The organism is Microbispora sitophila (assembly GCF_014892245.1).
GTDB classification, from domain to species: domain Bacteria; phylum Actinomycetota; class Actinomycetes; order Streptosporangiales; family Streptosporangiaceae; genus Microbispora; species Microbispora siamensis.
On sequence record NZ_JADBGC010000006.1, the window covers coordinates 137,277 to 163,549 of the forward strand.

General features: G+C 73.2%; 18 protein-coding genes and 1 pseudogene. 6 read left to right on the forward strand and 13 right to left on the reverse strand.

Going from position 1 to position 26,273, the window contains the following annotated elements; all coding sequences use genetic code 11:
- Positions 1-69 precede the first annotated feature (69 nt).
- Entirely contained in the window at positions 70-411 is a 342-nt protein-coding gene (locus IL992_RS12795) for a replication initiator (protein WP_193203563.1), read from the forward strand.
- A 237-nt stretch (positions 412-648) separates the two neighbouring features.
- On the opposite strand, the gene IL992_RS12800 is transcribed toward IL992_RS12795, so the two are convergent.
- The 4 genes from IL992_RS12800 to lepA all read right to left on the reverse strand — a co-directional run bounded on the left by IL992_RS12800 (position 649) and on the right by lepA (position 4,480).
- Positions 649-1,149: a hypothetical protein gene (locus IL992_RS12800; RefSeq protein ID WP_193203564.1), complete on the reverse strand. Its 501-nt coding sequence runs from the start codon at positions 1,147-1,149 to the stop codon at positions 649-651.
- Positions 1,150-1,321: 172 nt separating this feature from the next.
- Positions 1,322-1,885 carry a hypothetical protein gene (locus tag IL992_RS12805; RefSeq protein ID WP_193203565.1) on the reverse strand — a complete coding sequence of 188 codons (564 nt, stop codon included), beginning with the start codon at positions 1,883-1,885 and terminating at the stop codon, positions 1,322-1,324.
- A gap of 55 nt (positions 1,886-1,940) precedes the next feature.
- Positions 1,941-2,588: an MOSC domain-containing protein gene (locus tag IL992_RS12810; RefSeq protein ID WP_193203566.1), complete on the reverse strand. Its 648-nt coding sequence runs from the start codon at positions 2,586-2,588 to the stop codon at positions 1,941-1,943.
- Positions 2,589-2,656: 68 nt separating this feature from the next.
- Positions 2,657-4,480, reverse strand: a complete 1,824-nt coding sequence (lepA, locus tag IL992_RS12815) for a translation elongation factor 4 (RefSeq protein ID WP_319018516.1) — start codon at positions 4,478-4,480, stop codon at positions 2,657-2,659.
- 119 nt (positions 4,481-4,599) lie between these two features.
- On the opposite strand from lepA, the gene IL992_RS12820 reads away from it, so the two are divergent.
- Together IL992_RS12820 and rpsT are read left to right on the forward strand one after the other, a co-directional pair.
- Complete coding sequence (locus IL992_RS12820) at positions 4,600-5,676, forward strand: glycoside hydrolase family 18 protein (RefSeq protein ID WP_226872851.1); 1,077 nt, start codon at positions 4,600-4,602, stop codon at positions 5,674-5,676.
- A gap of 136 nt (positions 5,677-5,812) precedes the next feature.
- Positions 5,813-6,085 (forward strand): 30S ribosomal protein S20, encoded by a 273-nt coding sequence (rpsT, locus tag IL992_RS12825; RefSeq protein WP_079312124.1) that lies wholly within the window; start codon positions 5,813-5,815, stop codon positions 6,083-6,085.
- A gap of 69 nt (positions 6,086-6,154) precedes the next feature.
- On the opposite strand, the gene IL992_RS12830 is transcribed toward rpsT, so the two are convergent.
- A complete protein-coding gene (locus tag IL992_RS12830) occupies positions 6,155-7,363 on the reverse strand; it encodes an MFS transporter (RefSeq protein WP_193203569.1) in 1,209 nt (402 codons plus the stop codon).
- Positions 7,364-7,429: 66 nt separating this feature from the next.
- Here IL992_RS12830 and IL992_RS12835 point away from each other — a divergent pair, with 66 nt between their 5' ends.
- Positions 7,430-7,927: a MarR family winged helix-turn-helix transcriptional regulator gene (locus tag IL992_RS12835; protein WP_319018517.1), complete on the forward strand. Its 498-nt coding sequence runs from the start codon at positions 7,430-7,432 to the stop codon at positions 7,925-7,927.
- A 102-nt stretch (positions 7,928-8,029) separates the two neighbouring features.
- On the opposite strand, the gene holA is transcribed toward IL992_RS12835, so the two are convergent.
- Complete coding sequence (holA, locus tag IL992_RS12840; protein ID WP_193203570.1) at positions 8,030-8,995, reverse strand: DNA polymerase III subunit delta; 966 nt, start codon at positions 8,993-8,995, stop codon at positions 8,030-8,032.
- 223 nt (positions 8,996-9,218) lie between these two features.
- Between holA and IL992_RS47580 the strand changes: the two are divergent.
- Positions 9,219-9,590, forward strand: a pseudogene (locus tag IL992_RS47580) (RNA-guided endonuclease InsQ/TnpB family protein); the annotation flags it as partial.
- A 170-nt stretch (positions 9,591-9,760) separates the two neighbouring features.
- Here IL992_RS47580 and IL992_RS12850 read toward each other — a convergent pair.
- The 6 genes from IL992_RS12850 to IL992_RS12875 all read right to left on the reverse strand — a co-directional run bounded on the left by IL992_RS12850 (position 9,761) and on the right by IL992_RS12875 (position 21,390).
- A complete protein-coding gene (locus IL992_RS12850) occupies positions 9,761-12,505 on the reverse strand; it encodes a ComEC/Rec2 family competence protein (RefSeq protein ID WP_319018518.1) in 2,745 nt (914 codons plus the stop codon).
- The gene (locus IL992_RS12855; protein ID WP_319018519.1) at positions 12,502-13,572 is read right to left on the reverse strand and encodes a ComEA family DNA-binding protein; all 1,071 of its coding nucleotides are present in this window, start codon (positions 13,570-13,572) and stop codon (positions 12,502-12,504) included. The genes IL992_RS12850 and IL992_RS12855 overlap by 4 nt, the downstream gene beginning before the upstream one ends.
- Before the next feature lie 324 nt (positions 13,573-13,896).
- Positions 13,897-14,751, reverse strand: coding sequence for a DegV family protein (locus IL992_RS12860; RefSeq protein WP_193203571.1), 855 nt, complete (start codon positions 14,749-14,751; stop codon positions 13,897-13,899).
- Positions 14,752-14,812: 61 nt separating this feature from the next.
- Positions 14,813-16,021 carry an imidazolonepropionase gene (hutI, locus tag IL992_RS12865; protein WP_193203572.1) on the reverse strand — a complete coding sequence of 403 codons (1,209 nt, stop codon included), beginning with the start codon at positions 16,019-16,021 and terminating at the stop codon, positions 14,813-14,815.
- Positions 16,022-16,472: 451 nt separating this feature from the next.
- A complete protein-coding gene (gene hflX / locus IL992_RS12870) occupies positions 16,473-17,876 on the reverse strand; it encodes a GTPase HflX (RefSeq protein ID WP_226872852.1) in 1,404 nt (467 codons plus the stop codon).
- 136 nt (positions 17,877-18,012) lie between these two features.
- The gene (locus IL992_RS12875; RefSeq protein ID WP_193203574.1) at positions 18,013-21,390 is read right to left on the reverse strand and encodes a BTAD domain-containing putative transcriptional regulator; all 3,378 of its coding nucleotides are present in this window, start codon (positions 21,388-21,390) and stop codon (positions 18,013-18,015) included.
- Positions 21,391-21,559: 169 nt separating this feature from the next.
- Here IL992_RS12875 and IL992_RS12880 point away from each other — a divergent pair, with 169 nt between their 5' ends.
- On the forward strand, positions 21,560-22,924 hold the full coding sequence (locus IL992_RS12880; protein ID WP_193203575.1) for an FAD-binding oxidoreductase: 1,365 nt from the start codon (positions 21,560-21,562) through the stop codon (positions 22,922-22,924).
- A 7-nt stretch (positions 22,925-22,931) separates the two neighbouring features.
- Here the strand turns inward: IL992_RS12880 and IL992_RS12885 are convergent, their stop codons facing one another.
- Positions 22,932-26,237, reverse strand: a complete 3,306-nt coding sequence (locus IL992_RS12885) for a BTAD domain-containing putative transcriptional regulator (RefSeq protein WP_193203576.1) — start codon at positions 26,235-26,237, stop codon at positions 22,932-22,934.
- Between the last annotated feature and the right edge of the window lie 36 nt (positions 26,238-26,273).

The window sequence follows — 26,273 nt, forward strand, 5'->3', positions numbered from 1 at the left end:
GACAGCGTGAGCGCACCGACGCTCGACACGTGCGCCTGCGGGTGAGACAGCGCATGGCCGCACCAGCGCATGATCTACGCCTGCTTTGCGCTGAACGATCCGGCCTACCAGCTGATCCGGCTGCGGCAGTGGGCGCACATGCTCGGCTACCGGGGCCACTTCTCGACCAAGAGCCGCCACTACTCGACCACACTCGGCGCGCTGCGCCAGGTGCGGGCCGATCACCAAGCCGAGCGGGCTCGGGAACGACGCGGCCTGCCTGATCCCGCCGAGCAGGAGACGGTGACGGTCGGCCAGTGGCGCTTCGCCGGGAGCGGCTACCGGCACGGCGAACACCTGTGGGCCGAGATGATCCGGCAACGCATCGCCACCGCCCGCCGGATCGCTCGCGAACAGGGAGAATCAGCCTGACCTTGCCGGATGTGTGTGCGGGAGTAGTGAGCCGCCGCCTTCAGCAAGGAACCGGAGGCGCTTCAGGCTCAGAAGGACTCCGGTCTCCCCCTGCCGTCGACTTTTCAGCGCTTCACGGACGCGACCGTCACCTGCTATCGGGACACCCAAGGCTGAATGATGCACGACGAGGGGCCGGGGCCGCGAGGCGGCTCTGTCCCCTCACTGGGTTTCTGGACGGCACCGTTTGAGACCGGATCACTTACCGGGGCAAGCGTTCTGCGGAACCTTGGTGTTGTCCGGCCCGAACGGAGACCCGTCGAGTCCGAGGCCCGTCCAGTAGACGCCGAAGGCCGCCAGGGGCGCCTCGTTTCCAGGGCGGACCGCGAAGAACTCCGACACGTACGGCTGGCCGTCCATAGTCCGGCCGTGCAGTTCCAGCAGCCATCCGCCTTCCGAGCGATCTTTCGGCGGGATGCGCGCCGCTCGTTTCACTTCGGGCTTGCCACCGGGCAGCAGGCACGAACGGAGAGCGCCGTCGAGAAGCGTCGCGCAGGTCTCGGTGCCGCGCACATGCCGCGAGCAGAACCCGGCGACACCGTTCTCCGCCACGCCGCTCACGATCTTGGCGAGCGTCGACTCGGCCATGTCCTGCGTGAACTCGACCGGTGGAGGTTCCGCCTCACCCGGCGCGGCCGTACAGCCCGCCGCGCACGACACGAGGGCGGCTGCGGCGATCAGTCGTGCGGTCAAGGACATGAGGGCGCCTCACGCGGCTGGGGATCGGCCCGTCATTCTACGGAAGTCCCGTGCACTGGGCGATCACGGCGTACGGCCGAGGTAGGCGAGCAGTCGCCCGGCGCGCCGAGCGAGATGTGCGTGCGGTCGAGCGCTCCTTACGCTCGAACGGCTCCTCGCCCGGTTCGCCTGATCAGGAAGGGCAGTACTTCGTCCGTCCTTGCCGGTCGAACTCGGCCTGCGGGATCAGCACGTCGACGACCTTGTCCGTCCCTTCGTCGTACTCGTTCACGAGCACGCTGCCCGGTTTCCGCCTGAGCTTGTCCGCGTCGCCGAGCTGGAACTCGACATGCACGGTCGAATAACTGTTGTCCAACGTCCCGCCGTACGCCTTGTAGGTGATGGCCGGGTCGAACGACGGGATCTCCTGCTCGGCCCGCCAGCCGTTCCCGGGAGCGTCGAGCCGGAAGGACGCCGTCTCGCCCGCCACCCGGGGAGCCAGGTAGAAGGCGTCGTCGATGGAGGGATTGGGCGGCCCGCTCGCGTCGGGGTCGTACGTCGCGGGAGTGGGGTCCTCCGCGTACCGGTGGTGGTAGACGGTCACGCCGTCCGGTTGCCGCCCGCACCAGGCCAGGACGATGACGAGGTTCCCGTCCCGGTCGACGCTGACGCCGGTGATCCCGTTGATGGGAACCGTGCAGCCGGTCGCCCCGAAGGCGATCAACCCGAGCGCGAGCAGACCCGTGAGCCGTCTCATACGGCCACGGTAGATCGCTCCACAGCCGGAACCGAGGGCCGTGGGCAATTCGTGATCAGGACGGGACCACGTCGGTCCGGGTCCCGAGCACGCGCTCGGCGATCCGGTCCCACTTGTCGCTGTGGCCGGGGAGGGCGAGGATCCGCAGCAACAGGTCCCGGTCACCGTGGTAGGCCCGGAACGACTCGGCGATCGTCACGCTGTCCGAGGGCCGGTCGAGCACCTCGATCTCGTCGCCGGCGCCGAGCTCGCCCTGCTCGATCACCCGGAAGTACGCCCCGGTGCGGTTCGCGTCGGTGAAACGCTTCACCCATCCGCGCTCGTCCAGCCAGTTGCGGAACACCACGCAGGGGACGCGGGGGGCGGCGACCTCCAGGACGGCCGTGCCGACCCGCCACCGCTCCCCGAGGACCGCGCCGGTCACGTCGGCCCCGACCGTCGTGAGGTTCTCCCCGAACTGGCCGTCGCGCAGGTCGCGGCCCATCCGGGGCTCCCACCAGTCGTAGTCCTCCCGCGCGTAGGCGTACACCGCCTGGTCCGGGTGGCCGTGGTTGGCGACATCGGCGCGCTCGTCACCCGCCAGGCCGTTCTCGCGCACGGAGACCCGGCCCTCGATCTTCCGCTTGTCGATGGCGGTGCGCCGCAGGTTGCCGGCCCAGTCGGCGTCCACGGCCCGGCCCACGTTCACAGAGAGGATCCGCATGACCAAACGTTAACCGATGGTCATATTTTTCCGCGATCCCAATTAAGTTCTGGTCAAACCAGGGACGCCTACTTCTTGTTCTTGTCCGGGGCCTCGGAGGAGAGGGCGGCGACGAAGGCCTCCTGGGGGACCTCCACCCGGCCGACCATCTTCATCCGCTTCTTGCCTTCCTTCTGCTTCTCCAGCAGCTTGCGCTTACGGCTGATGTCACCGCCGTAGCACTTGGCGAGGACGTCCTTGCGCATGGCGCGGATGTTCTCCCGGGCGATGACGCGGGCGCCGATCGCGGCCTGGATGGGCACCTCGAACTGCTGCCGCGGGATGAGCTCCTTGAGCTTCTTGGCCATCTCCACGCCGTAGGCGTACGCCTTCTCGCGGTGGACGATCGCGCTGAACGCGTCCACGGTCTCGCCCTGCAGCAGGATGTCCACCTTGACCAGGTCGGCCTCCTGCTCGCCGGACGGCTCGTAGTCGAGCGAGGCGTACCCGCGGGTCTTCGACTTCAGCTGGTCGAAGAAGTCGAAGATGATCTCGCCGAGCGGGAGCGTGTAGCGGATCTCGACCCGGTCCTCCGACAGGTAGTCCATGCCCTGGAGCTGCCCGCGGCGGCCCTGGCACAGCTCCATGATCGCGCCGATGAACTCGGAAGGCGCGAGCACGGTGGCCTTCACCACCGGCTCGAAGATCTGGCCGATCTTCCCGGCCGGGAACTCCGACGGGTTGGTGACGACGTGCTCCTTGCCGTCCTCCATGATCACCCGGTAGATGACGTTGGGCGAGGTCGAGATCAGCGACAGGTTGAACTCGCGCTCCAGCCGCTCACGGACGATCTCCATGTGCAGCAGGCCGAGGAACCCGCAGCGGAAGCCGAAGCCGAGCGCCGCCGACGTCTCCGGCTCGTAGACGAGCGCGGCGTCGTTCAGCCGCAGCTTGTCGAGGGCCTCGCGCAGCTCGGGGTAGTCGTCGCCGTCGATCGGATAGAGCCCCGAGTAGACCATCGGCTTGGGGTGCTCGTATCCGCCGAGGGCCTCCGCGGCGGGCTTGGTCGCGTTGGTGACCGTGTCGCCGACACGCGACTGGCGCACGTCCTTCACGCCGGTGATCAGGTAGCCCACCTCGCCGACGCCGAGGCCCCGGTCGGACGGCATCGGCTCGGGCGAGATGACGCCGATCTCCAGCAGTTCGTGCTGCGCGCCGGTGGACATCATCAGCACGCGCTCGCGCTTGGACAGGTGGCCGTCGACCACCCTGACGTACGTCACGACGCCCCGGTAGGTGTCGTACACCGAGTCGAAGATCAGCGCCCGGGCGGGGACGTCGGCGTTCCCGACGGGCGCCGGAACGTTCTCCACGACGTGGTCGAGCAGTTCCTTGACCCCCACGCCGGTCTTGCCGGACACGCGCAGCACGTCGGCGGGGTCGCAGCCGATGAGGCCCGCGATCTCCTCCGCGTACTTGTCCGGCTGCGCGGCGGGCAGGTCGATCTTGTTGAGCACCGGGATGATGTGGAGGTCGGCGTTCATGGCCAGGTAGAGGTTGGCCAGCGTCTGCGCCTCGATGCCCTGGGCGGCGTCGACGAGCAGGATCGCGCCCTCGCACGCCTCGAGCGACCGGGACACCTCGTAGGTGAAGTCCACGTGGCCCGGCGTGTCGATCATGTTGAGGACGTGGCCGTTCCACGGGAGCCGCACGGCCTGCGACTTGATGGTGATGCCCCGCTCCCGCTCGATGTCCATGCGGTCGAGGTACTGCGCGCGCATCGACCTGTCGTCCACCACGCCGGTGAGCTGCAGCATGCGGTCGGCGAGGGTCGACTTGCCATGGTCGATGTGCGCGATGATGCAGAAGTTGCGGATCAACGCGGGGTCGGTCTGGCCAGGCTGAGTGCGCACCGAGGTCCGTTTCGACAAGATGATTGACTGCTGATCGGGCGGGCCGTCCGCCTCGCCTCGCGCTCGGCGGGCCCTCCCGAGGCTGGCGGACCAGCCACCCTCCATGGTGGCATGTCCGGATGCTTGCCTTGACCACCAGACGTGTTCTGCGATTAACCGCCGTCGTCGTGGCCGTACCGCTCGCGCTCGCCCTGGCCGGCGCCGCCGCGCTGCGTCTGCAGTTCGCCGGCACGCCCGCCGGATGGGCCGGGACCACCGGCCACGACGCCCTGTGGATGGGCCACGCGTGGGTGGACGGCCGCCGCACCGAGGCCGACGTGCGGGCCCTCGCCGTACGGCTGCGCGCGAGCGGGATCAGGGACGTGTACGTCCACAGCGGGCCGTTCAAGTACGACGGGACCCTGCCGCCCGACCGCTACGCCAACGCCGGAAATTTCCTGAAATGGTGGCGGAAGAACGTGCCCGGCGTCCGGGTGTCGGCCTGGCTCGGCCAGACGGTCAACGACAACGGCAAGCCCCACCTGAGCCTGGCCGACACGGCGACGCGGGCCCGCGTCGTGGCGGGCGCCCGTGACCTGGTCACCCTCGGGTTCGACGGGATCCACTACGACTTCGAACCGGTCTCCGACGGGGACGGGCCGTTCCTCAGCGTCCTGCGCGAGACGCGGCAGGCCATCGGCGCCCGGCCGCTGTCGGTCGCCACCCAGCAGATCGAGCCGCTGACCGGCCTGCGCGCCCCCACCGCCCTGGCCATCGGCCACGACAAGTACTGGACGCCGGACTACTTCCGCCAGGTCGTCGGTCTCACCGACCAGGTGGCGATCATGACGTACGACTCCGGGACGCCCCTGCCGTCCCTGTACGGCGGCTACGTCGCACGGCAGACCTCGCTCGCCCTCGACCTGGTGCCCGAGGACAAGACCCTCCTCATCGGGGCTCCCGCGTACCACGATCACGGGGTGGCGTACCTCGACTACGCCGAGAGCGTCGAGGCCGCCGCCGAGGGTGCGCGGCTCGCGCTCAGCGAGCACGGTCCGCGCACCGAGTTCGGCCTGGCCCTGTACGTCGACTTCGCGGCCACGGAGGAGGACTGGAGGGAGTACGAGCGGGCCTGGGTACGCGGCGGCGCCGGAGGGGCCGTCGAGTCGTCGGGCGGACGGGCCGAGGTGCGGACCACGGCGGCCGCGTCGCGATAGCATGAGCGGGGCGGCCCATCGTCGTTGATTTGAGCGGCGACCCGGGCTGTTGGTATCCTGTCCAACTGCGTGTGGCGCGCCCTCTCACCAGCCCGCGCGCCCCATCCGACCAAGACTTAACACTGAGGCTTTCTTCGTGGCGAACATCAAGTCCCAGATCAAGCGCAACCGGCAGAACGAGAAGCGCCGGCTGCGCAACAAGGCCGTCAAGTCGTCCCTGAAGACCGCGGTCCGCAAGTTCCGCGAGGCCGCCGACCAGGGCAACGTCGACGACGCCCTCGTCGCGCTCAAGGCCGCGTCCCGGCAGCTCGACAAGGCCGTCAGCAAGGGCGTCATTCACAAGAACCAGGCCGCCAACCGGAAGTCGGCGATCGCCAAGCGCGCCGCCGCCCTGCAGGCCGCCAAGTAGCTCCACCGAGCGCACGCCGCATCTCCCCTCGCGGGGGATGCGGCGTTTTCGCGTACCCGCCGCCGGACGTCAGGCGGGCACGGGCGACTGCGCCGCCTCCTCCGTCGTACGCCGCCGGACCTCGGGCAGGGCGAGCACGGCCAGGTTGACCACGGCCACCAGCGCCGCCGCCGTGAGCAGCGGAGCCGCGGCGCCGGCCCAGGCCGCGACCGGCGCGGCCGCGGCGAGCCCGAGGGGCCGCGCCGCGTAGGAGATGAGCGCGTCGAACGAGTCCACCCGGCCGAGGGCCTGAGGCTCCACACGCTGCTGCACCACCGTCTCCCACAGCGGCGTCAGCATCCCCACGCCCAGCATGGCGACGACGTACGCGGCGGTGACGACCACGGCCGGCGCGGGGAACGCCGTGGGGAACGCGAAGGCGACGAGCGGGCACGCGTAGGCCGCGGCCCCGGCCGCGGCCACGGCGAGGGGCCGCCGGATCGGCAGCCTGGGGGCCACGAAGACGCCGAGCACCGCCGCCACCGTTCCCGCCTGCGCGACGACCACCCAGACCGGCTCCCCGCCCAGGCTGCGTACGGCGATGACCGGGCCGAGGGTCAGCAGGACACCCGCCCCGAGGTGCCAGACGCCGTGCCCGGCCACGCTGATCAGGAACCAGCGGTGCCGCCGCGCCTCGCGCCACCCTTCCCGCAGGTCGCCGAGGAAGTGATCGCGTTCGGCCGCCGGCCGGGGAGCCGTGACCAGGCCGCCCAGCGTGACCGCGGACCCGGCGAACAGGACGCCGGTCAGCAGGAAGGACCAGCCCGGCCCGAGCCACAGGGTCAGTCCTCCGGCGAGCGCGGGGCCGGCGATCTGGGCGAGGCCGCCGGCCACTCCGATGTGGGCGTTCACCCGCAGCCTGCGCTCCGCCGGCACCACTCCGACGACCAGCGGCGACACCGCCGGTACGCCGAAGGCCACCGCGGCTCCGGTGAGCGCCGCGAGCCCCGCCATCACGGCGATACCGGGACGGCCGAGGAGGAGCAGCGACCCCAGTGTCACCTGGGCTGCGCAGCGGACCAGGTCGGCCACGAGGATCACCCGCCTCGGCGGGAAACGGTCCGCGATCACTCCGCCGACCGGGAGCAGCAGGAGCATGGGCAGCATCTCGGCGGCGAGGACGACACCGAGATCGAGGGCGGAGCCGGTCACCCTGATGACGGCGAGGGTGAGCCCGGTGGGGATGAGGGCGGTGGCGAGCGCCGCGACCGTCCGCCCGGCGACCAGACGTGCAATCATGCGCAGGAAGGTATTTCGCCAGCGAAGCTTTCGTCAACGTATTTTTACCTGGCGTAGGATTGTTCCGTGGACGACTCGGTGGACCGGCACATCGCGCGGTGGCGTGGGAAGGCGCCCTTCGACGAACGCGTGGAGGCGATCGTCACCCGCATGCAGTTCCTGGTGAAGCACCTGGCCCAGGCGAAGGACAGCGCGCTGGCCGCGGTGGGCCTGCAGGACTTCGAGTACGAGACCCTTCATTGGCTCGGCGCCCGGGGGGAAGGCGGCCGGGCCACACCGTCGGAGCTCGCCGCCGAGTTGAAGGTCTCCCCCGCCGGCATGACGGGCCGCCTGGACACCCTGGAGAAGGCGGGGCTCGTCCGGCGCATCCGCAGTGCGGAGGACCGCCGCCGGGTGGACGTGGAGCTGACGAGCGAGGGCCGCGCGATCTGGCTCAAGGCGATGGACCTGCGCGGCGAGGTCGAGGACGCGATGGTGAGCGTCCTGGGGCCGGACGACCAGGACGTCCTCGCGGCGCTGCTCAAGCGGATGCTGCTCCGCATGGAGAACCCCGGCCGCGCCTGAGCCGACAGGCGGGGACAGCGAGCCGCGTGAACCAGCCTTCGCGACCGGCTCCGGACGGGCGCCACGGCACCCTCGGACACGGCCCCGGGCCGATGGCGGAAGTCAGCGCTTGTTCCGGCTGGCCACGATCGTGTGGACGGCCTTCTCCAACGCGTACGCCGGGTCGGTGCCGCCGCCCTTGACCTGCTCGTCGGTGGTGGCCACGGCCTGCAGGGCGGCGGAGATCCCCTCCGGCCCCCAGCCGGCCAGCTGGCGCTTCACCCGGTCGACCTTCCAGGGCGGCATGCCCACATGGCTCGCGAGCTGCCCGCCGCGCAGGTTGCGGGGCGCCCCGCCCACCTTGGCGAGCGAGCGCAGGCCTCCCGCAAGGGCGCTGACGATCAGCACCGGCGCCACGCCCGTTGCGAGGGCCCATCGGACCTGTTCCAACGCCTCTCCCAGGCGGCCCTCGATCGCCAGGTCGGCGATGGTGAAGCCGCTGACCTCGGCGCGTCCCCGGTAGTACTTCGCGACCGCAGCCTCGTCGATGTTCTTGCCCTCGGTGTCGAAGGCGAGCTGGTTGCAGGCGGCCGCCAGTTCGCGCAGGTCGCTGCCCACGGCGTCGAGCAACGCCTGGGCGGCGGCGGGCGAGATCGAACGGCCCTCCCTGCGGACCTCGGCCTTGATGAAGTCGAGCCGCTCTCCCGCCTTCGTCGGCTTGGCCACGGTGACGACGTCGGCGCCCGCCTTCTTCACGCCGTCCACCAGGGCCTTACCCTTGACTCCGCCGGGGTGGGCCAGCACCAGGACCGTGTCGTCGGCGGGATGAGCGGTGTATTTCACGATCTCGGCGATGACGTCCTTCGAGAGGTCCTGTGCCCCGCGGATCACGATGACCGACCGGTCACCGAACAACGAGGGGGAGGCGAGCCCGGTCAGCTCCCCCGGCTCCACCTTGCTCCCCTGAAGATCGTGCAGCTCAGCCCCCGGGTCCTCGGCGCGTACCGCCGCCACGACGGAGCCGATGGCGCGATCGGCCAGGAACTCCTCGTCGCCGACGACCAGGGTCACGGGTGCTGGGTTCGCCATTTTCTCTCCGGGGTCATCGCGAGTTCCTTTCACTGGTGGATCAGATAGCCGGTGCTTTCATGGTGATCGTGTGACTCGTCAGGTGCGCGCCTCCCCGGTGTGATGATCTGATTACTGAACGTAGGACTGAACGGGGAGGTGGGTGTGCGCCGGTCGTTCAAGTTCCTGCTGCGCCCCACCAGCAAGCAGGCCGCCTCGCTCAGCACGCTAGGTCCGCGCGTATGACGTGATCGTGCACGAGGACCTGCGGATCGCGAACATAACCCGCAGCGCGTCCGGCACAATCGAACAACCCGGGCGGAACGTCGCCGCCAAGTCCGGGCTGAACCGGAGCATCCTGGACGCGAGTTGGGGGGTGTTCCTGCGTGTGCTCGCGCACAAGGCTGAAAGCGCCGGTCGCGAACTGATCGCAGTCAACCCCGCCGGCACCTCCCGCACCTGCGCCCGCTGCGGGCACTGCGCGAAGGACAACCGCCTCAGCCAAGCCGCGTTCGCCTGTAGGGCGTGTGGGCATGCCGCGCACGCCGACGTGAACGCGGCGATCAACATTCTCAGGGCAGGGCTTGCCCTTCGCGACGCTGCGGAAGCGGCCTAGCGAGAAGCCGCTCCCTTCAGGGAGCGGAGGAGTCACGTCACGCAGCATGCCACGCCCACGCTGCCGGGGGCACATCCGCCGCCGGCGACAAGCGATGGACACACGCATGACGAAGAAACCGGCAGCCTCTTCGCGGGCCGCGCCGCCCGCTTCCCTTACCTGGCCCGCGCTCATTTGCCCCGTACGACGACGGCGAGGCCGTTGTGGGCGGCGACGACGGCGATGTCCCCCGACAGGTCGGTACGGTAGGGCCGCATGCCGAGCCAGCGCAGGCGCCGCAGCGTCAGCGGGGCGGGATGCCCGTAGTCGTTGACCGCGCCGACGCTGATGAGGGCGGCCCGCGCCCCCGTGGCGGCGAGGAAGGCCGGCGCCTGCCGGGACGACCCGTGATGGGGCACTTTCAGCACGTCGACCCGTGGCAGCCCGCGCCGCACCAGGGCTTCCTGCGCCTCCGTCTCCAGGTCCCCCGCGAGCAGGGCCGCCCCCAGAATCGATCCCGACGCTGGTGGTGCGCCGGGCCCTTCCGCCGCCCCGGGCACCCCAGTCGCTCCGGGCACCCCAGTCGCTCCGGGCACCCGAGGCACTGTGGGCACCGCGGCTGCGCCCTGCACTGCGGCTGCGTCGTGCGCTGCGGGCGGGTCGCGTGGTGCCGGCGGGTCCCGTGGTGCCGTGGGCGGTCCGGACCAGCGGACCAGCAGCACGACGCTGGCGTTGTTGGCCGTCGCCCCCTCGCCGGTGCCCTGCGGCGCCACACCGGGCTCGGGGGCGAGCACGGTGATCTCGCTCGGCCCGAGTCGCCACCGCATCCCGGGGACCGCCTGCCATTCCGGGATCCGGGCCGTCCTGAGTTGCGCGGAGACGCGATCGGCCTCGCCCTCCGGCACGCGGCCCGGGCTCACCACCACCGCCCCCACCGCGCGGCGGCGCAGCACGCCCGGCAGCCCGCCGACGTGGTCGAGGTGGGGGTGGGTGAGGACCACGAGCGGCACCTGCCGCACTCCGAGAGCGCGCAGACACCGGTCGGCGGGGCCCGGCTGCGGCCCGGCGTCGACCACCACCGCCCGGCCGGGACCGGCCGCCAGCACCAGGGCGTCCCCCTGGCCGACGTCGCAGACGACCAGCAGCCATCCCGGCGGCGGCCAGGGCGAGACCACCGGCATGGCCACGAGGGCGGCGAGCAACGCTCCGGCAGCAAGCGCCGCCACCAGGCGCCTGCGCGCACGGCCCCGCAGGACGAGCCATCCCGCGACGGCCGCCACCGCGAGCGCGGCGACTCCCGGCACTCCCCCGAGCCACTCCGCCGAGGCGAACGGAAGGTCCGCCGCGCGCTGCGCCACCGCGATGATCCAGCCCACGGCCCACCCGGCGGGGCGCACCAGCAGCCGGGCCAGGTCCATGCTCACCGGGGCGATCACGGCGGCCCCGAACCCCAGCACCGTCGCGGGCGCCACCGCGGGCTCGGCGAGCAGGTTGGCCGGGATCGCGGCCAGGTCGAGGCGCCCGGACATCAGCACCAGCAGGGGCGTGACGGCCGTCTGCGCCGCGGCGGTCACGGCCAGGGCCTCGGCGAGCAGGCGGGGCATCCGGCGCGCCGTCAGACGGTCGCGCCACCGGGGCGCGATGACCAGGATGCCGCCGGTCGCGAACACCGACAGCGCGAAGCCCCACTGCCGGGCCAGCCCGGGATCGAACACGACCAGTCCCAGCACGGTCGCCGACAGGGCGGCCACGCCGTCCCGGGTGCGGCCGGTGCCGAGTGCCACGGCGGCGACGGTTCCCATGACAAGGGCTCGCAGCACGCTCGGCGACGGCCTCGCCACGACCGAGAACGCGATCATCGCGACGACCGCGACCACGGCCCGGAGGGCGAGTGGCAGGCCGGCGAAGCGCCCGAGCATCAGCACGGCGCCCGCCACGATCGCGAGGTTGGTGCCGGATACAGCGGTGAGGTGGCCGAGCCCCGCCGTCGCCAGGTCGAGCCGGACCTCCTCGGCGAGGCGCGACACGTCGCCGACGACCAGACCGGGCAACAGACCGCGCTGGTCGTCCGGCAGCACGCCGCTCGCCTCGCGCAGCCCCGCGCGCAGCACTCCGGCCGCACGCTGCACGGCCGAGGGCGCGCCGATCGGCTCGGGCGGCCCCCGGACGAGCATCACGGCCGCGACCGGCTCACCCGGCTCGGCCGGGCCCAACCTCCCGCGCACCCTGACCCGCTGGCTCGGCAGCAGCGGACGCCACCCGTCTGCGGAACCGAGCAGCACGACGGGCACGTCAACGACGAACCGCTCCCGGGCGGCCGACACCAGCAGCATCCGGGCCCGGACGACCGCCGTCTCCCGCCGGGACACCCCGCCCTGGTGCGGCCGGATACGCGGATCGTCGGTGATCTCGGCCTCTGCGGTCACCATGGCGTCCCGGCGGGCCAGCTCCGGCACCGGCCCGGTCGTCACCCCGTGGACCGTGAACGCCGTCACCGCGGCCGTAACGGCTACGGACGCGAGCACGGCGAGCGCGATCCTGGCGGCGGCCCCGGGCGTTCCCGTCGGGCCGGCGGATCCCCCGCCGGCGCGCAATCCTGCCTCGGCGACGCCACCCCGGCCATGCTCTCCTGCCGGAGCTCCGGTGGGGTCCATGTGGTCGCGGCTCCGCACCACCGCCCAGATGACGGCGCCCGTGACAGCCGCGCCCAGCGCCACGGCGGCACCGGCGACGGCGGGACAGCCGAGCAGCACCAGTGCCGTGAGCCAGGAGGCCGCCGCTGGAGCGACCAGCGCCGCCGGACCGGAGACCCTCCTTCCGGCCCCAGGCTGATCACGGCGCGGCTGATCGCGGCCCGATTCATCACGTCCCTGCTCATCCTGCCCCGGCTCGTCGCGGCCCTCGGGGAGGTCGTGGGGGCGGCCGACGGCGGTCACACGGAGACCTTGTCGCGCATCTCGGCGAACTTCCTGTCTCCGATGCCCGGGACGTCCTTCAACTGGTCGACGCTCTGGAAACCCCCGTGCGCGTCCCGGTAGTCGACGATCCGCTGCGCGATCACGCCGCCGATCCCGGGCAGCGCGTCGAGTTGCTCGGCGGTGGCGGTATTGAGGTTCACCACCCCGGCCCCAGACGGCCCCACCACGCCCAGATCAGGGCCGGAAGCGGGTCCCGCACCGGCCGTCGCCGGGCTTCCGGCGACGATCTGCTCACCGTCCACCAGACGCCGGGCCAGGTTGATCCCACCCGGGTTCGCGCCCTTCCGCAGACCTCCCGCCGCCTCGACAGCGTCGGCGACCCGCGAGCCCGACACGAGGACGAACACCCCCGGGTTGCGGACCTTGCCCGTCACGTAGACCACGACTCGCGACGATGGACCGGGGGTGGCGGCAACGGCGCCACCGGCGCCCGCGACGTAGGCGGTCGCGCCAGGCCCTGCTCCGGCTCCGATTCCGCGGGCCGGGGCCGGACGCGAGGTCGCGCCTGCTGCCGCCCCGGGGTCCGCAGCAGGGCTGAGGTCGCGAACCGCGGCGGCCGGGAGCGGCGGGGCGATGGGCTCGGCCACCGGCCTCGACCGCCAGGCCAGGACCCCGGTGACGACGGCGGCGAGCAGCCCGGCGGCCGCCAGCACCCGCAGCCCGGGCATGCCCGGGTCGAGCCGTGGCAGGGCGCGGCCGAGTGCCGCCCGTCCGCGCGTTCGCAGGTCCCGCACGGACGTCCCCGGCCCCTCCGCGCGTTCTTCCCGCCGATCGGCGACCTCCTCGGGCATCCCAAAGGTTTCCCCCCGGTAAGGAGCGTCCTCGACCTCCATCGGATGCTCCGGCACGTACGTCTCCGTACGGACGATGTGGGGAGCGCCGAACGACGGCGGCGGCCCGGGCGGGGACGGCGTCGACCGCAGGCGGGCGGACGGGGGAACCGGATCGAGCGGACGCAACAGCCCGCGCAGGCGGGACTCGCCGGCGACGCCACGTGCGGCCCCGCGAAACTCCTTGCTTCGCACGCCATGGACCGTAGGCATGTGCCAGGGCCCCGACCGGCGCCGAACGCGATTCTGTGGACAACCCCGCGAACCCCGGAGTGTCCGCCGGGCGAGGGGCGGGAGGTCCGGACGCACCACTCGGCCAAGCACGCCCGGGTCCAGGGCGCGGCACGGACACGTGTGCTTCAGCCCGCGCTGCAGGACAGCCTGGCACGGCGGACCGACGCCCCGGACGGCCGCGCCGTCCGGGGCGCCGGCGTTTCGGCGAGCGGCAGGACAGCCTGGCACGAAAACGCCCACGTACCTCCGGCACGGCCGGGGCCACCGTGCCGGCTGCCGAGGGGTTCAGTCCGCGGCGGCGGGGGCGACGGTGACGCCCAGCATGCCGGGGCCCACGTGGGCGCCGAGGACCGGCCCGATCTCGGCCACCCACATCCGTACGAGCCTGGGCAGTCGTGCCGTCAGCCCCTTGGTGAGCGCCTCGGCCCGCTCGGCCGCCATCAGGTGCTGCACGGCCACGTCGACCGGCCGGTCCCCGGCCACCTCGACGGCCAGGTCCTCCAGGCGGGCGAGGGCACGGCTCGCGGTGCGGACCTTCTCCAGCACGCCGATCTCGCCGTCGGCCATGCGCAGCAGCGGCTTGATCGACAGCGCCGACCCCAGGAGGTTGGTCACCCGGCCGATGCGGCCGCCGTGCCGCAGGTAGTCGAGCGTCTCGACGTAGAAGAACGTGCTCGTGGCCGCGGCCCGCCGCCGGGCCACATCAGCCACCTCGGCGGCCGGGGCTCCCGCCACGGCCGCGCGCGCGGCGGCCAGGACCGCGAAGCCGAGGCCCATGGCGATCGACCCGCTGTCGACGACCTCGACCGGCACGGGGGCTTCACGCGCGGCCAGACGGGCGGAGTCGGCGGTCCCGGACAGCGCGCCGGACAGGTGGACGGAGACGATCTCGGCGGCGCCGTTCGCGGCGGCCCTGCGGTAGGCGTCCGCGAAGCGCTCGGGGGCCGGGCGTGAGGTGACGATCGGCGAGCGGCCCTTGAGTGCGTGCGTGAGAAGACCGGCGTCGAACGGGGTCACGTCGTCGATCCCGCGATCGCCCAGGAGCACCTGAACCGGTACGACGGTGATGTTCCATCTGCCGGTCGCCTCGGCGCCGAGGTACGCCGTGGAATCGGTGACGACAGCGACAGGTGGTGACATATCGCGAGATTACCCAGCGGTGATCGCCCGGCAACCCCTTCGTGAACGTTCAGGCCACCGATTACTGGACCGGTACGCCGCCCCGCCAGACGCGGCGCGGCTTGAGGCCGAACGACCAGGCGAACGCGCCCTCGTGGTCGGCGTCCCACTGGACGATGTCGGCGAGGCGGCCGGGGGCGAGGATGCCGCGGTCGGGAGCGCCGAGGACCTGCGCGCCGCCAAGAGTGGCGGCCCGCAGGGCGTCTCCGACGCTCATCCCGAACGCCGCCACCGCGAGGCTGATGACCAGGGACATCGAGGTGATGCCGCAGTGGCCGGGGTTGTGGTCGCTGCCGAGCGCCACGGGGACGCCCTGGGCCAGCATCCGGCGCACCGGCGGGAGGTGGCCCACCTGCAGGGCCGCGCCCGGGCAGACGACGGCGGGCACGCCGTACCTCGCCATCAGGGCGACGTCCTCGTCGGAGGCGTGGTGGAGCAGGTCGGCGGAGGCGCAGCCCATCTCGGCCGCGAGCTGGACGGCGCCGCGCCGGTTGTAGGCACCCGCGTGGATGCGGGGCAGCAGCCCGACGTTGCGGCCGGAGGCCAGCACCCAGCGGGCCTCCTCCGCGGTGAAGTGGCCGTCGTCGCAGTAGACGTCCACGCTGTCGGCCCCGGCGCCGGCGGCGTCCGCGCACCACGAGGCCACGGCCTCGACATAGTCGCGCTGGCGGCCGAAGTATTCCGGCGGCACCACATGGGCGGCCATGAACGTGACGTGGACCCGCGGCATCATCGGCTCTTTCTCGAGCTCGCGCAGCAGCCGCACGTCGGCCAGCTCGCCGTCGCGGGTCAGGTGGTAACCGGTCTTGGCCTCGACGGTCGTGGTGCCGCTCAGCAGCCACTCGCGCAGCCGCTCGCGGACGCCGTTGCACAGCGTCCAGGGGTCGGTGCCGCGCGTCACGGTGACGGTCGAGCCGATGCCGCCGCCCGCCGCCGCGATGGCCGAGGCACTGGATCCCCCGGAACGCATCGCCATCTCGGCGTAGCGGTTGCCGGCGTACACCGGGTGGGTGTGCGCGTCGATGAGGCCGGGCGTGACGAGCGCGCCGCCGAGGTTCTCCACGTGGTCGACGTCGACGATGTCGTCCACGACTCCGGGAACGCTCTGTGGGAGGTCGGCGGCGCGGCCGACCCACGCGATCCGGTCGTTGTGCACCAGGATCGCGGCGTTGCTGCACACATCGTGCCCGGTCCAGAGCCGGCCGATGTTGGTGAGAAGGCGAACGGTCATCCGACCACCTGCCAAACACCCCGGGACGACGAACGGCCCCCGCCTGCGGGCGCCTGGCCCGCCGGGTCCGCTTCGTGTCCGGACGTCATTGGGGGGTCTCCTGCCTCATCGCGCACCGATGTTGTGCGATGACCCTACCGCCGGGATCTCGAACCCGGGCGATTCAGTTCAGTTACGGTATTTCACTGGTGGGCTTGATGTACAGGGTTAGCGACAGAAACGTACGCCGGTCTCATGCGCATCGACGCGCATCAGCCGTCTCACACGCTGCGGCGAGATCAGGGTCGACGCGACCGATCCGATGTCCGCGAACGCCTTGGAAAGGGTGACCACACTGCCTGGTGTCATGTTGTTACCCACGCCATAAGGTCCCATTAGGCTTTCCTTATCGTAGCAAGGGCAATCGCCGGCGGGCCACCGACACGCGGAGGTGACCCGCCGATGAGAGGCGTCAGACGGTCTCGACGGGCTTGGCCACCCGGTCCAGCTCCGCGTACAGGTCGGCGAAGACCCGGGCGTGCAGGATCGTGCCGTCGCCGGTGTGCTCCAGCGACAGGACCTCGCCCTCGCTGTGCGCCCGCGCGATCAGGTCGCCCCTGTCGTACGGCACCAGCAGCCTGACCTCGTGGTCGAGGCGAGGAAGCTCCCGCTCGATCATGGACATCAGCTCGCCGATCCCGGCCCCGGTGCGGGCGGAGACGACGAGGCTGTGCCGCTCCTTCATCGTCAGCCGGGTCAGCACGACGGGGTCGGCGGCGTCGGCCTTGTTGACGACCACGATCTCCGGGATGTCCCGCGCGCCCTCGATCTCGGCCAGCACCTCGCGGACGGCCGCGATCTGCGACTCGGGGTCGGGGTGCGACCCGTCCACCACGTGGAGGATCAGGTCGGCGTCCGCCACCTCCTCCAGCGTCGAGCGGAACGCCTCGACGAGCTGGTGGGGCAGGTGCCGTACGAAACCGACCGTGTCGGCCAGCGTGAACAGGCGGCCCTCGGGCGTGCGCGCCTTGCGGACGGTGGGGTCGAGGGTCGCGAACAGCGCGTCCTCGACCAGCACGCCCGCGCCGGTCAGCCGGTTGAGCAGCGACGACTTGCCGGCGTTGGTGTATCCGGCGATCGCCACGGCCGGCACCTCGCGGGCCTGCCGCCGGTGCCGCATGGTCTGCCGGGCGGTCGACATCTCCTTGATCTGCCGCCGCAGCTTGGCCATCCGCTCGCGGATCCGCCGCCGGTCCAGCTCGATCTTGGTCTCACCGGGGCCGCGGCCACCGATGCCGACGCCGCCGGCGGCGCGACCGCCGACCTGGCGGGACAGGTTGCCACCCCAGCCTCGCAGGCGGGGCAGCAGGTATTGCAGCTGCGCCAGCTCGACCTGCGCCTTGCCCTCGCGGCTCTTGGCGTGCTGCGCGAAGATGTCGAGGATCAGCGCGGTCCGGTCGATGACCTTGACCTTCACGACCTCTTCGAGCTGGCGAAGCTGGCCGGGGGTCAGCTCGCCGTCGCAGATCACGGTGTCGGCGCCGCTGGCGGCCACGATGTCCCGCAGCTCGACCGCCTTGCCCGATCCGATGTAGGTGGCGGGGTCGGGCCGGTCGCGACGCTGGATCAGACCCTCGAGCACCTGCGAACCGGCGGTCTCGGCCAGCAGCTTCAGCTCCTGCAGCGAGTTCTCCGCGTCCAGTGCGGTGCCGCCCGCCCAGACGCCGACCAGGACGACGCGCTCCAGCCGGAGCTGCCGGTACTCGACTTCGGTGATGTCTTCGAGCTCTGTCGACAGACCCGCTACGCGGCGGAGCGCCTGGCGCTCTTCCAGTTCGTAATCGCCCACGGCGAGGTCTTCGGGCTCGTTTCGCATATATGTCATCTCTACTAGACAGAACAGTCGGACACCCCGATGCCTTCCCGGCCCCGGGTGCCTCCCGTCGATGGTGACACGGCCCCCGGGACGTGCGCACTCCCTTATGCGCGCAGTTCTCTTGCGGGCCCGGTTCTCATGGGCGCAGTTCGGCGAGGAGTCGCGCGCTCTGCTCCGCCCAGTGGTCCAGCCCCAGACGGAGATGGATCTCGTGGGCCCGGCGGGCGTGGTCGAGGGCCCGTTCCCGGTCGCCCATCGCCGCCGACAGCATCGCCAGCGCCTGGTGGATGGAGCCCCAGCCGGCCGTGCCGCTGCCGTGCAGGGCCAGCCGATCCGCGTACGGCGCCAGCCTGGCGTACAGGCCCGACGGATCGGGAACGCCGAGCTGAGCCGCCACGTACGACCAGATGACGGCGACGAACTCCCCCGACCAGTCGTCGGGGATCGTCGTGCCCCATCGGGCGATCAGGTTCCCGGCCAGCTCGCGATCACCCACGTCGAGCGCCGCGAGCACGGCTATGGGACGTAGCGGGTCGTTGTGCGGCTGCGACGCCGCCGTGATGACCTCCTCGAGGATTTCGGCGACCCTGCCCTGTCCCCGCCGGCAGGCGTAGAGCATGGTCGGCCGGACGACGCCCAGGCCCCACATGCTGCTCTCGCCGAAGACCTCGCCGAGCTCTCCGGCGAGGCGCTCGACCTCGTCCCAGCGGCCCTCCACGGTCAGCCGCGCGGCCTGGGCGATGCGCACCATGGCCGTCAGCTCGGATCTTCTGACCTCCTGCAGCAGATGCTCGGCGCGGGCCAGATCCCGGTCCCATTCGGCCAGCTCTCCCGCCCTGAACAGGCACGCCATCCGATGCACCCGGCCCACGATCTCAGCCGCGGCGGGAAGATCGGGCACCGCGAGCATCTCCTCGGCGGCGCGGCGGCGCTCGTTCTCCCGCTCCGGCACCCACGAGGCGATCATGTAGTTGTTGAGCACCTGGAGGAGCAAGGCGGGGTCGCCTATCCTCCGGGCGATCTCCACGGCCTCCGCCACCATCGCCTCGCCCTCCGCCCGGCGAGGCCCGTAGTTGAGCTCGATGCCGAGAGTGCCGAGCAGCGCCGCCCGATGGGCGTCGTCCAGCGGGCCCGCCAGCAGGTTTTCGAGGAGGGCGATCGTGTGGTCGTCGACCACTCCGTACGACCGCCAGTTCCAGACGCTGAGAGTGCCGAACACCGCCACGGCTTCCACCAGGGCCACCCGGTCGCCCGTGTCCTCCGCCAGCCCGATGGCCTCCTCCAGTGCCGCCCGTGCCCGTGCGGCGTCCCCGGTGACGCGCAGCGACCGGCCCAGCTCGATCAGCAGGCGGCACCGCCTGGCCGGGTCGCGCGCGCCGAGGGCGAGCAGCGCCTTGTCCCACAGCTCGACCGCCTCGTCGTACGCGCGCTGCGCGGTCGCCTGCCTGGCCGCGCCGGCGGCGTAGCCGACGGCCTTGTCCGCTCCCCCGACCCGCGCGGCCATGGCGAAGTGGTGGGCGAGGACGGGCAGGCGCGCCGTCCCGTCGCCACCGGGGAGCGACGCGGCCAGCGCCGTCGGCAGGGACTCCAGGGCCTCCGCCACGCTCAGGTGGAGCCTGGCCTTCTCCAGGCGCCCGAGGCCGGCGTAGAGCGCGTCACGCACCAGGGCGTGCGAGAAGCGGTAGTCGAAGCCGCCGGGCGCCTCGGCGAGGATGCCGACGGCGACGGCGGGCTCCAGCAGCGACATCACCTCCTCGGCGGGGGTCTCCGTGAGGGCCTCCAGCACGTCGAGGCTGACGTCGCGGCCCAGGACGGCGGCGCGGCGCAGCAGGTCCCTGGTGGGGTCGGGCAGCCGCGCGACCCTCCGCTCGATGACCTCCAGGACGCCTTCCGGCACGCCCAGCGACGCGGCGCCGAGCCGTTGCTCACTGCCGAGCAGCCGCAGCAGCTCGCCGAGGTAGAAGGGGTTGCCGCCGGTGCGCCGGTAGAGCACCTCGGCGAGCGCCGGGTCGGTCAGGTCGTGCCGCCGCAGGAACGCGCCGACCTCCTCCGCGGTGAACGGCGCGAGGGCGAGGCGCTCGGTGCCGGGCTCCCGGGTGAGGGCGGCGAGGGTGTCGCGCAGCCGCTCGGGTTCCCTGCCCGGCTCCGGCCGCACGGTGGCCAGCACCAGCACGGGCCTGCGGTGCAGCTCGGCCGCGAGGAAGGCCAGCAGCCGCAGGGAGGCGGCGTCCGCCGCGTGGAGGTCGTCCAGCACCACCAGCGTCGGCGTGCCGGACCGGGCGAGCGCGGCCAGCACGCCCTCGTACAGCTCGAAGAGCGCGGCCTCCGGATCGGCGGCGGCGCCGCCCTCGCCCGCGAGGAGCCGGGCCGCGGCCCTGCCCCGGTCGCCCAGCTCGCGCAGCGCCTGCAGCCAGGGCCAGAACGGCGGGGCCGCCTCGGCCTCCACGCAGCGGCCCCACACGACCGCGACACCGCGCGCCTCGGCCTCCTCGGCGGCGAGCTGGGCCAGCCTGGTCTTGCCGATCCCCGCCTCGCCGGTCACCAGCAGCACCCCGCCGCGGCCCCGTCGTACGGCGCCGAGCCGTTCGCCGAGACGGACGAGCTCGTTCTCGCGCGCGACGAGGGCCGCGGACGGCGGCGGCTCGGCCGCCGGGAGGGACGGCGTCGTCTCCTCCGGCGCGTCCGTCTGCGGCGCGGCGGCCGGCCGCGCGACGACGGGCGCCTCCAGGGGCGCGGGCGCGTCCAGGGCCGGCGACTGCTCCAGCACGGCCTGCTCCAGCCGCCGCAGCTCCGGGCCGGGCTGCAGGCCCATCTCCTCGTCGAGCAGGGCGCGCACCCGGCGCAGCGCACCGAGCGCGTCGGTCTGCCTGCCCGACCGGTAGAGGGCGAGGACGAGCAGGCTCCACAGCCGCTCGCGGTACGGGTACGCCTCGACCAGCCGCTCCAGGTCGGCCACGCACGAGGGCCCGTCGCCCATGGCGAGCCTGGCCTCGAACCGGTCCTCGACGGCCACCGCCCTCAGCTCGGCCAGGCGCGCGATGACGGGCTGGGCGAACTCGTAGGCCGCGAACTCGGCGAGCGGCTCGCCCCGCCACGTCTCCAGCGCGCGGTCGATCAGCTTGAGCACCTCGGCGTACTCCCGGCGGGCGAGCGCCCTGCGGCCGTCCTCCACCCAGGAGACGAAGCGCGCGAGGTCGACCTGGCCGGGCGCGACGGACAGCAGGTAGCCCGGCTCGCGGGTGAGCAGCACGGCCGGGGGCGTGCGCGGCCGCCGTCCCGGTTCCAGCACCTTGCGGAGGTTGGAGACGTACGACTGCAGCGTCGCGGTGGCGCTGGAGGGCGGCTCGTCCGCCCACAGCTCGTCGATCAGCCGGTCGAGGGAGACGATCCTGCCGGGTTCCAGGGCGAGGACGGCGAGCACCGCCCGCTGCTTGCGCGGGCCGAGGTCGATGACGCGGCCGTCGCCGCCGGTGACCTCGAAAGGGCCGAGCAGCCGGAAGGACAGCGAATTCATGACCAAAACCCCTCTGATCGCTCCGGCAAGCGTAGAGCCGGGACGACCCCCGCCGGAACGGTCCACTTGGGGGCGACTTGGACGGTCTCCAAGCCGCGCCCATGCCCGCTCCGATCCCCGTGCTCCACGGTGGGTCCACACGAGGAACCCACGATGGGGAGGAGAAGAGATGGACCAGGTGAAGGCGCTCGGCGCCGATCTCCGCCGGGTGGTGCGCGGCCGGGTGCTGGTGCGCGGCGACGAGGGCTTCGACGAGAGCCGTAGCCCCTGGGACCTGGCCGTCGACCAGCGGGTCGCGGCGGTCGTCGAGGCGCGGGACGCGCACGACGTCGCGGCCGTGGTCGGCTACGCGGGCCTCGCCGGGCTGCGCGTCGCCACCCAGCCGAACGGGCACGCCCCGGCCGCCTTCGACGACGCGATCCTGCTGCGCACCACGGCGTTGCGCGGCCTGACCGTACGGCCGGCGGAGCGGGTGGCCCGGGTGGAGGCCGGCGTCTCGTGGGGCGAGGTGCTCACGGCGGCGGGCGAGCACGGGCTCACGCCCCTGGCGGGCAGCACGGGGGTCGTCAGCGCCACCGGCTTCACCCTGGGCGGGGGCCTGAGCTGGTTCGGGCGCAGGTACGGCTTCGCCGCCGACAGCGTGCGCGCGTTCGAGGTCGTGAACGCCTCAGGCGAGCACGCGACCGTCACGGCCGGCAGCGACCCCGAGCTGTTCTGGGCGCTGCGCGGCGGCGGTGGCGACTTCGCGGTGGTGACCGCGATGGAGATCGACCTGCACCCGGCGCCGGTGCTGTACGGCGGGCGGATCCTGTGGCCGGCCAAGCGGGCCGCGGAGGTGCTGGCCGCCTTCCGCGCCACCACGGCCGAGGCGCCCGAGGAGCTGACGGTCTGGTTCCACCTGCTGCAGTTCCCGCCGCTGCCCGAGCTGCCCGAGCCACTGCGCGGCCTGTCGGCCGTGACGATCGACGTCACCTACCTCGGCGACCCGGACGAGGCGCGGGCGCTGCTGCACCGGTTCGACCGGATTCCCGAGCCCGTCTTCGACACGCGCGGCCCGATGCCGGTGGCGAACCTCGCGGACATCTGCGCGGAGCCGACCGACCCCACGCCCGCGCTGCTGCGTTCCGAGCTGCTCACCGGGCTCGGCGACGCCGAGGCGGCGACGCTGCTGGCCGCGGCCGGGCCCGGCAGCATCGCGCCGCTCGCCTACGTGCAGATCCGCCACCTCGGCGGTGCGCTCGCCCGGGTGGACGAGAAGGGCGGGGCTTGCGGCCACATCGCGGAGCCCTACCTGCTGAGCACGCTCGGCGTGCTCGCGGCGCCCGGCATGGCGGAGGCGATCCGGCGGCGGCAGTCGGCCGTCGCCGACGCGGTGGCGGGGGTGGCGAGCGGCCGCACGCCCTTCACCTTCCTCGGCCACGGAGAGGCGGCGGCGTCCGCCTTCCCGGCCGAGATCCTGGCCCGCCTGCGCGAGATCAAGCGCCGCCGCGACCCACACGGCGTGATCCTCGGCAACCACCCCGTCCTCGGATGACGGCGGCTCATCCCTCCAGTTCCGCCAGGAGCCGCGTGCTCTCCCCCGCCCAGTGGTCAAGTCCCAGGCGCAGGTGGGTCTCGTGGGCCCGGCGCGCGTGGCGCAGGGCGAGGCCGCGCTCGCCCGTGGCGTCCGCCAGCCCGGCCAGGACCAGGTGGGTGGAGCCCCAGCCTGCGCCGCCCATGCCGCTGACCACGAGCCGCTCCCCGTACGGCGCGAGCCTGCGGTAGAGGGCGGCGGGGTCGGGCACGCCGAGCCGGGCGGCGACGTGGCCCCACACGACGACGATGAACTCGGCGGTCCAGTCGTCGCGGATCTCGCCGCTCCAGCGCTCCGCCAGCCGCCGGGCGAGCGCGGTGTCGCCCGCGTCGAGGGCGGCCAGCGCGGCGACCGGGCGCAGCGGCACCATGTCGGGATCGTGCGCCCGGGACACGAGCCGGTCGGCGATCTCGTCCACTCGGCCCTGCCCCCGCCGGCAGGTGTAGAGGGTGATCAGGCCGGGGTAGTCGAGGCCCCACATGCTGAACCCGGCGATCAGCGCGGTGAACTCCTCGGCGAGGCGTTCGGCCTCCGCCCAGTCGCCGCGCATCGTCCGGCCGGCGGCCTCGGCGATCCGCACCATCCCGGTCATCTCGGGACGCCTGATCTCGTCGGCCAGCCGCGTGCAGCGGGCCAGGTCGCGGTCCCACTCCGCGAGCTCGCCCGCCCGCAGCAGGTGCGCCATGCGGAAGACGCGGGCGACGGCCTCCGCCGGCGCGTCCAGGGGAAGGGCGAGCATCTCCTCGACCGCCCGGCGGCGCTCGTCCTCCCGCTCGGAGACCCAGGCGGCCATCACGTAGTTGTTGAGCGAGCGGGCCAGCAGGCGGGGGTCGCCGGTGCGCCGGGCCAGCCGCACGCCGTCGGCCGCCAGCCGCTCCCCCTCGGCCCTGCGCGGCGAGTAGTACAGCTCCAAGCCCAGGGTGCCCAGCAGGGTGGCCCGCTCCGCGTCGCCGAGCGGCTCCTTCAGCAGGCCCTCGAGCAGGGCGACCGACTCGTCGTCCACGACGCCGTAGTGGCGCCAGTTCCACACCGACATGCCGCCGAACACGGTGACGGCCTCGATCAGGGTGGCGCGTTCGCCGATCCCGGCGGCGAGGCCGATCGCCTCCTCCAGGGCCGACCTCGCCCCGGCGACGTCGCCGACCGCGCGCAGCGCCTCGCCGCGGCGCACCAGCAGCGCGCAGCGCCGGGCGGGGTCCGCCGGTCCGAGGGCGGCGAGGGCTCTGCCCCACCAGTCCACCGCCTCGTCGTACGCACAGCCGGCGGCGGCCTGCCGGGCGGCCAGGGCCGCGTACTCCACCGCCTTGGCGGCGCCGCCCGCCCGGGCGGCCGCCACGAAGTGGTGGGCGAGCACGGACGCCTCGACCCCCGCAAGCGTCTCCAGCGCCTCCCCCGCGCGCAGGTGCAGCCGCGCCGCGCGCACCCGGCCGAGACCGGCGTAGAGGGCGTCGCGGACGAGGGCGTGCGAGAACCGGTAATCGAAGCCGGGCGCCTCGACGAGCAGCCCCGTCGCCACGGCCGGTTCGAGCCGTGGCATCACCTCCTCCGCGCCCACGCCGCAGGCGGCCTCCAGCGCGTCCAGGCTCACCTCGCGGCCGAGTACGGCGGCCGCCTCCAGCAGCGCACGGGTCTCCTCCGGCAGCCGTGCGACGCGGCGGCCGATGACCTCCCGCACCCCCTCGGGCACGCCGACCGAGGCGGCGTCGAGCCGGTGCTCGCTGCCCAGCAGCCGGATCAGCTCGCCCAGATAGAAGGGGTTGCCCCCGGTGCGCTCGTGCAGCAGCGCGGCGAGCCGCGTGTCCGGCAGGTCGCGTCCGGCCAGGTAGGCGGCCACGTCCTCAGGGGTGAACGGCGGCAGCGTGAGGCGCTCCGCGCCGCGTTCGCGGGCGAGCGCGGCCAGCGTGTCGCGCAGTTGCTCGGGGTCGCCGCCCGGCTCCGGACGGAGCGTCGCCAGCACCAGCACCTGCGACCGGTGCAGCTCTCCGGCCGCGAACGCGAGCAGGCGCAGGGACGACGCGTCGGCCCAGTGCAGGTCGTCGAGGACGACGAGCGCCGGCCCCGCCGCCCGCAGGGCGGCGGCCACCCGCTCGTGCAGCTCGAACAGCGCGGCGCCGGGGTCGCCGCCGGGTGCCTGTCCCGGCGTGCCCCCGGACAGGGCGGCCAGCGCGTCCGCCGCGTCCGGGCCGAGGTCGCGCAGCACCCGCAGCCAGGGCCAGAAGGCGGGAGCGCCGGTGTCCTCGGCGCAGCGGCCCCAGGCGACCGCCATCCCCAGGGCGGCCGCCTCGTCGGCCGCCGCCTCCGCCAGGCGGGTCTTGCCGATGCCCGCCTCCCCGGCGACCAGCAGCACGCCGCCCCGGCCGCGCCGGGCCTCCGCCAGGCGGGCGGCCACGCGTCCGAGTTGCTCGCGCCGGGCGACGAGCCCGTCGTGGACGACCGGTCCCGGCGCGGTCCCGGGCGGAACGGCCGCCACCGGCGCGGCGGCGGGGGCGAGCAGGACGAGCCCGGGGCCATCGAGGTCCGGCGACTGGCCGAAGACGGCCTGCTCGAGCCGCCGCAGCTCGGGGCCGGGTTCCAGGCCGAGTTCCCCGGCGAGCAGCGCCCTGACCCTGCGCAGCGCGGCGAGGGCGTCGGCCTGCCGTCCGGACCGGTAGAGGGCGAGCACGAGCAGGCTCCACAGCCGCTCCCGGTAGGGGTGGTCCTCCACCAGGCGTTCGAGGTCGGGCACGCACGATCCCGCGTCGCCGAGCGCCAGCCGGGCCTCGAACCAGTGTTCCGTGGCCGTGGCGCGCAGCTCGGTCAGCCGCGCCACGACCGGCTGGGCGAACTCGTACGCGGTGAACTCGGCGAGCGGCTCGCCCCGCCACGTCTCCAGCGCGGCGCGCAGCGACTCGGCCGCGGCGGCGTGCTCGCCCCGGGCGAGCACGCCGCCGCCCACCTCGGCCAGCGCGGTGAAGCGGACCACGGCCACCTGGCCGGGCGCCACCGCCAGCAGGTAGCCGGGCTCGCGGGTGACCAGCACCTTCGGCGGCGTGCGCGGCGGCCGGTCCGGTTCGAGCGCCCGGCGGAGCTGGGAGACGTACCCCTGCAGGGTCCCGGTCGCGCTCGACGGCGCCTCGCCCGACCACAACTCGTCGATGAGACGGTCGAGGGAGACCACGCGGCCCGGCTCCAGCGCGAGCACGGCCAGCACGGCCCGCTGCTTGGGCGTGCCCAAATCGACGGCCCGGCCGGTGGCGTCGGTGACCTCGAGCGAGCCGAACAGGCGAAAGTCCATCGTTCCCCATCGCGAGACATGTACCGGAAATCGGAT

Bases quoted from the DNA above. Each gene is read 5' to 3' on its own strand.
- IL992_RS12795 (WP_193203563.1), top strand. From the start codon at position 70: ATGATCTACGCCTGCTTTGCGCTGAACGATCCGGCCTACCAGCTGATC.
- IL992_RS12800 (WP_193203564.1), bottom strand. From the start codon at position 1,149: ATGTCCTTGACCGCACGACTGATCGCCGCAGCCGCCCTCGTGTCGTGC.
- IL992_RS12805 (WP_193203565.1), bottom strand. From the start codon at position 1,885: ATGAGACGGCTCACGGGTCTGCTCGCGCTCGGGTTGATCGCCTTCGGG.
- IL992_RS12810 (WP_193203566.1), bottom strand. From the start codon at position 2,588: ATGCGGATCCTCTCTGTGAACGTGGGCCGGGCCGTGGACGCCGACTGG.
- IL992_RS12820 (WP_226872851.1), top strand. From the start codon at position 4,600: ATGCTTGCCTTGACCACCAGACGTGTTCTGCGATTAACCGCCGTCGTC.
- IL992_RS12830 (WP_193203569.1), bottom strand. From the start codon at position 7,363: ATGATTGCACGTCTGGTCGCCGGGCGGACGGTCGCGGCGCTCGCCACC.
- holA (WP_193203570.1), bottom strand. From the start codon at position 8,995: ATGGCGAACCCAGCACCCGTGACCCTGGTCGTCGGCGACGAGGAGTTC.
- IL992_RS12860 (WP_193203571.1), bottom strand. From the start codon at position 14,751: ATGTCACCACCTGTCGCTGTCGTCACCGATTCCACGGCGTACCTCGGC.
- hutI (WP_193203572.1), bottom strand. From the start codon at position 16,021: ATGACCGTTCGCCTTCTCACCAACATCGGCCGGCTCTGGACCGGGCAC.
- hflX (WP_226872852.1), bottom strand. From the start codon at position 17,876: ATGCGAAACGAGCCCGAAGACCTCGCCGTGGGCGATTACGAACTGGAA.
- IL992_RS12875 (WP_193203574.1), bottom strand. From the start codon at position 21,390: ATGAATTCGCTGTCCTTCCGGCTGCTCGGCCCTTTCGAGGTCACCGGC.
- IL992_RS12880 (WP_193203575.1), top strand. From the start codon at position 21,560: ATGGACCAGGTGAAGGCGCTCGGCGCCGATCTCCGCCGGGTGGTGCGC.
- IL992_RS12885 (WP_193203576.1), bottom strand. From the start codon at position 26,237: ATGGACTTTCGCCTGTTCGGCTCGCTCGAGGTCACCGACGCCACCGGC.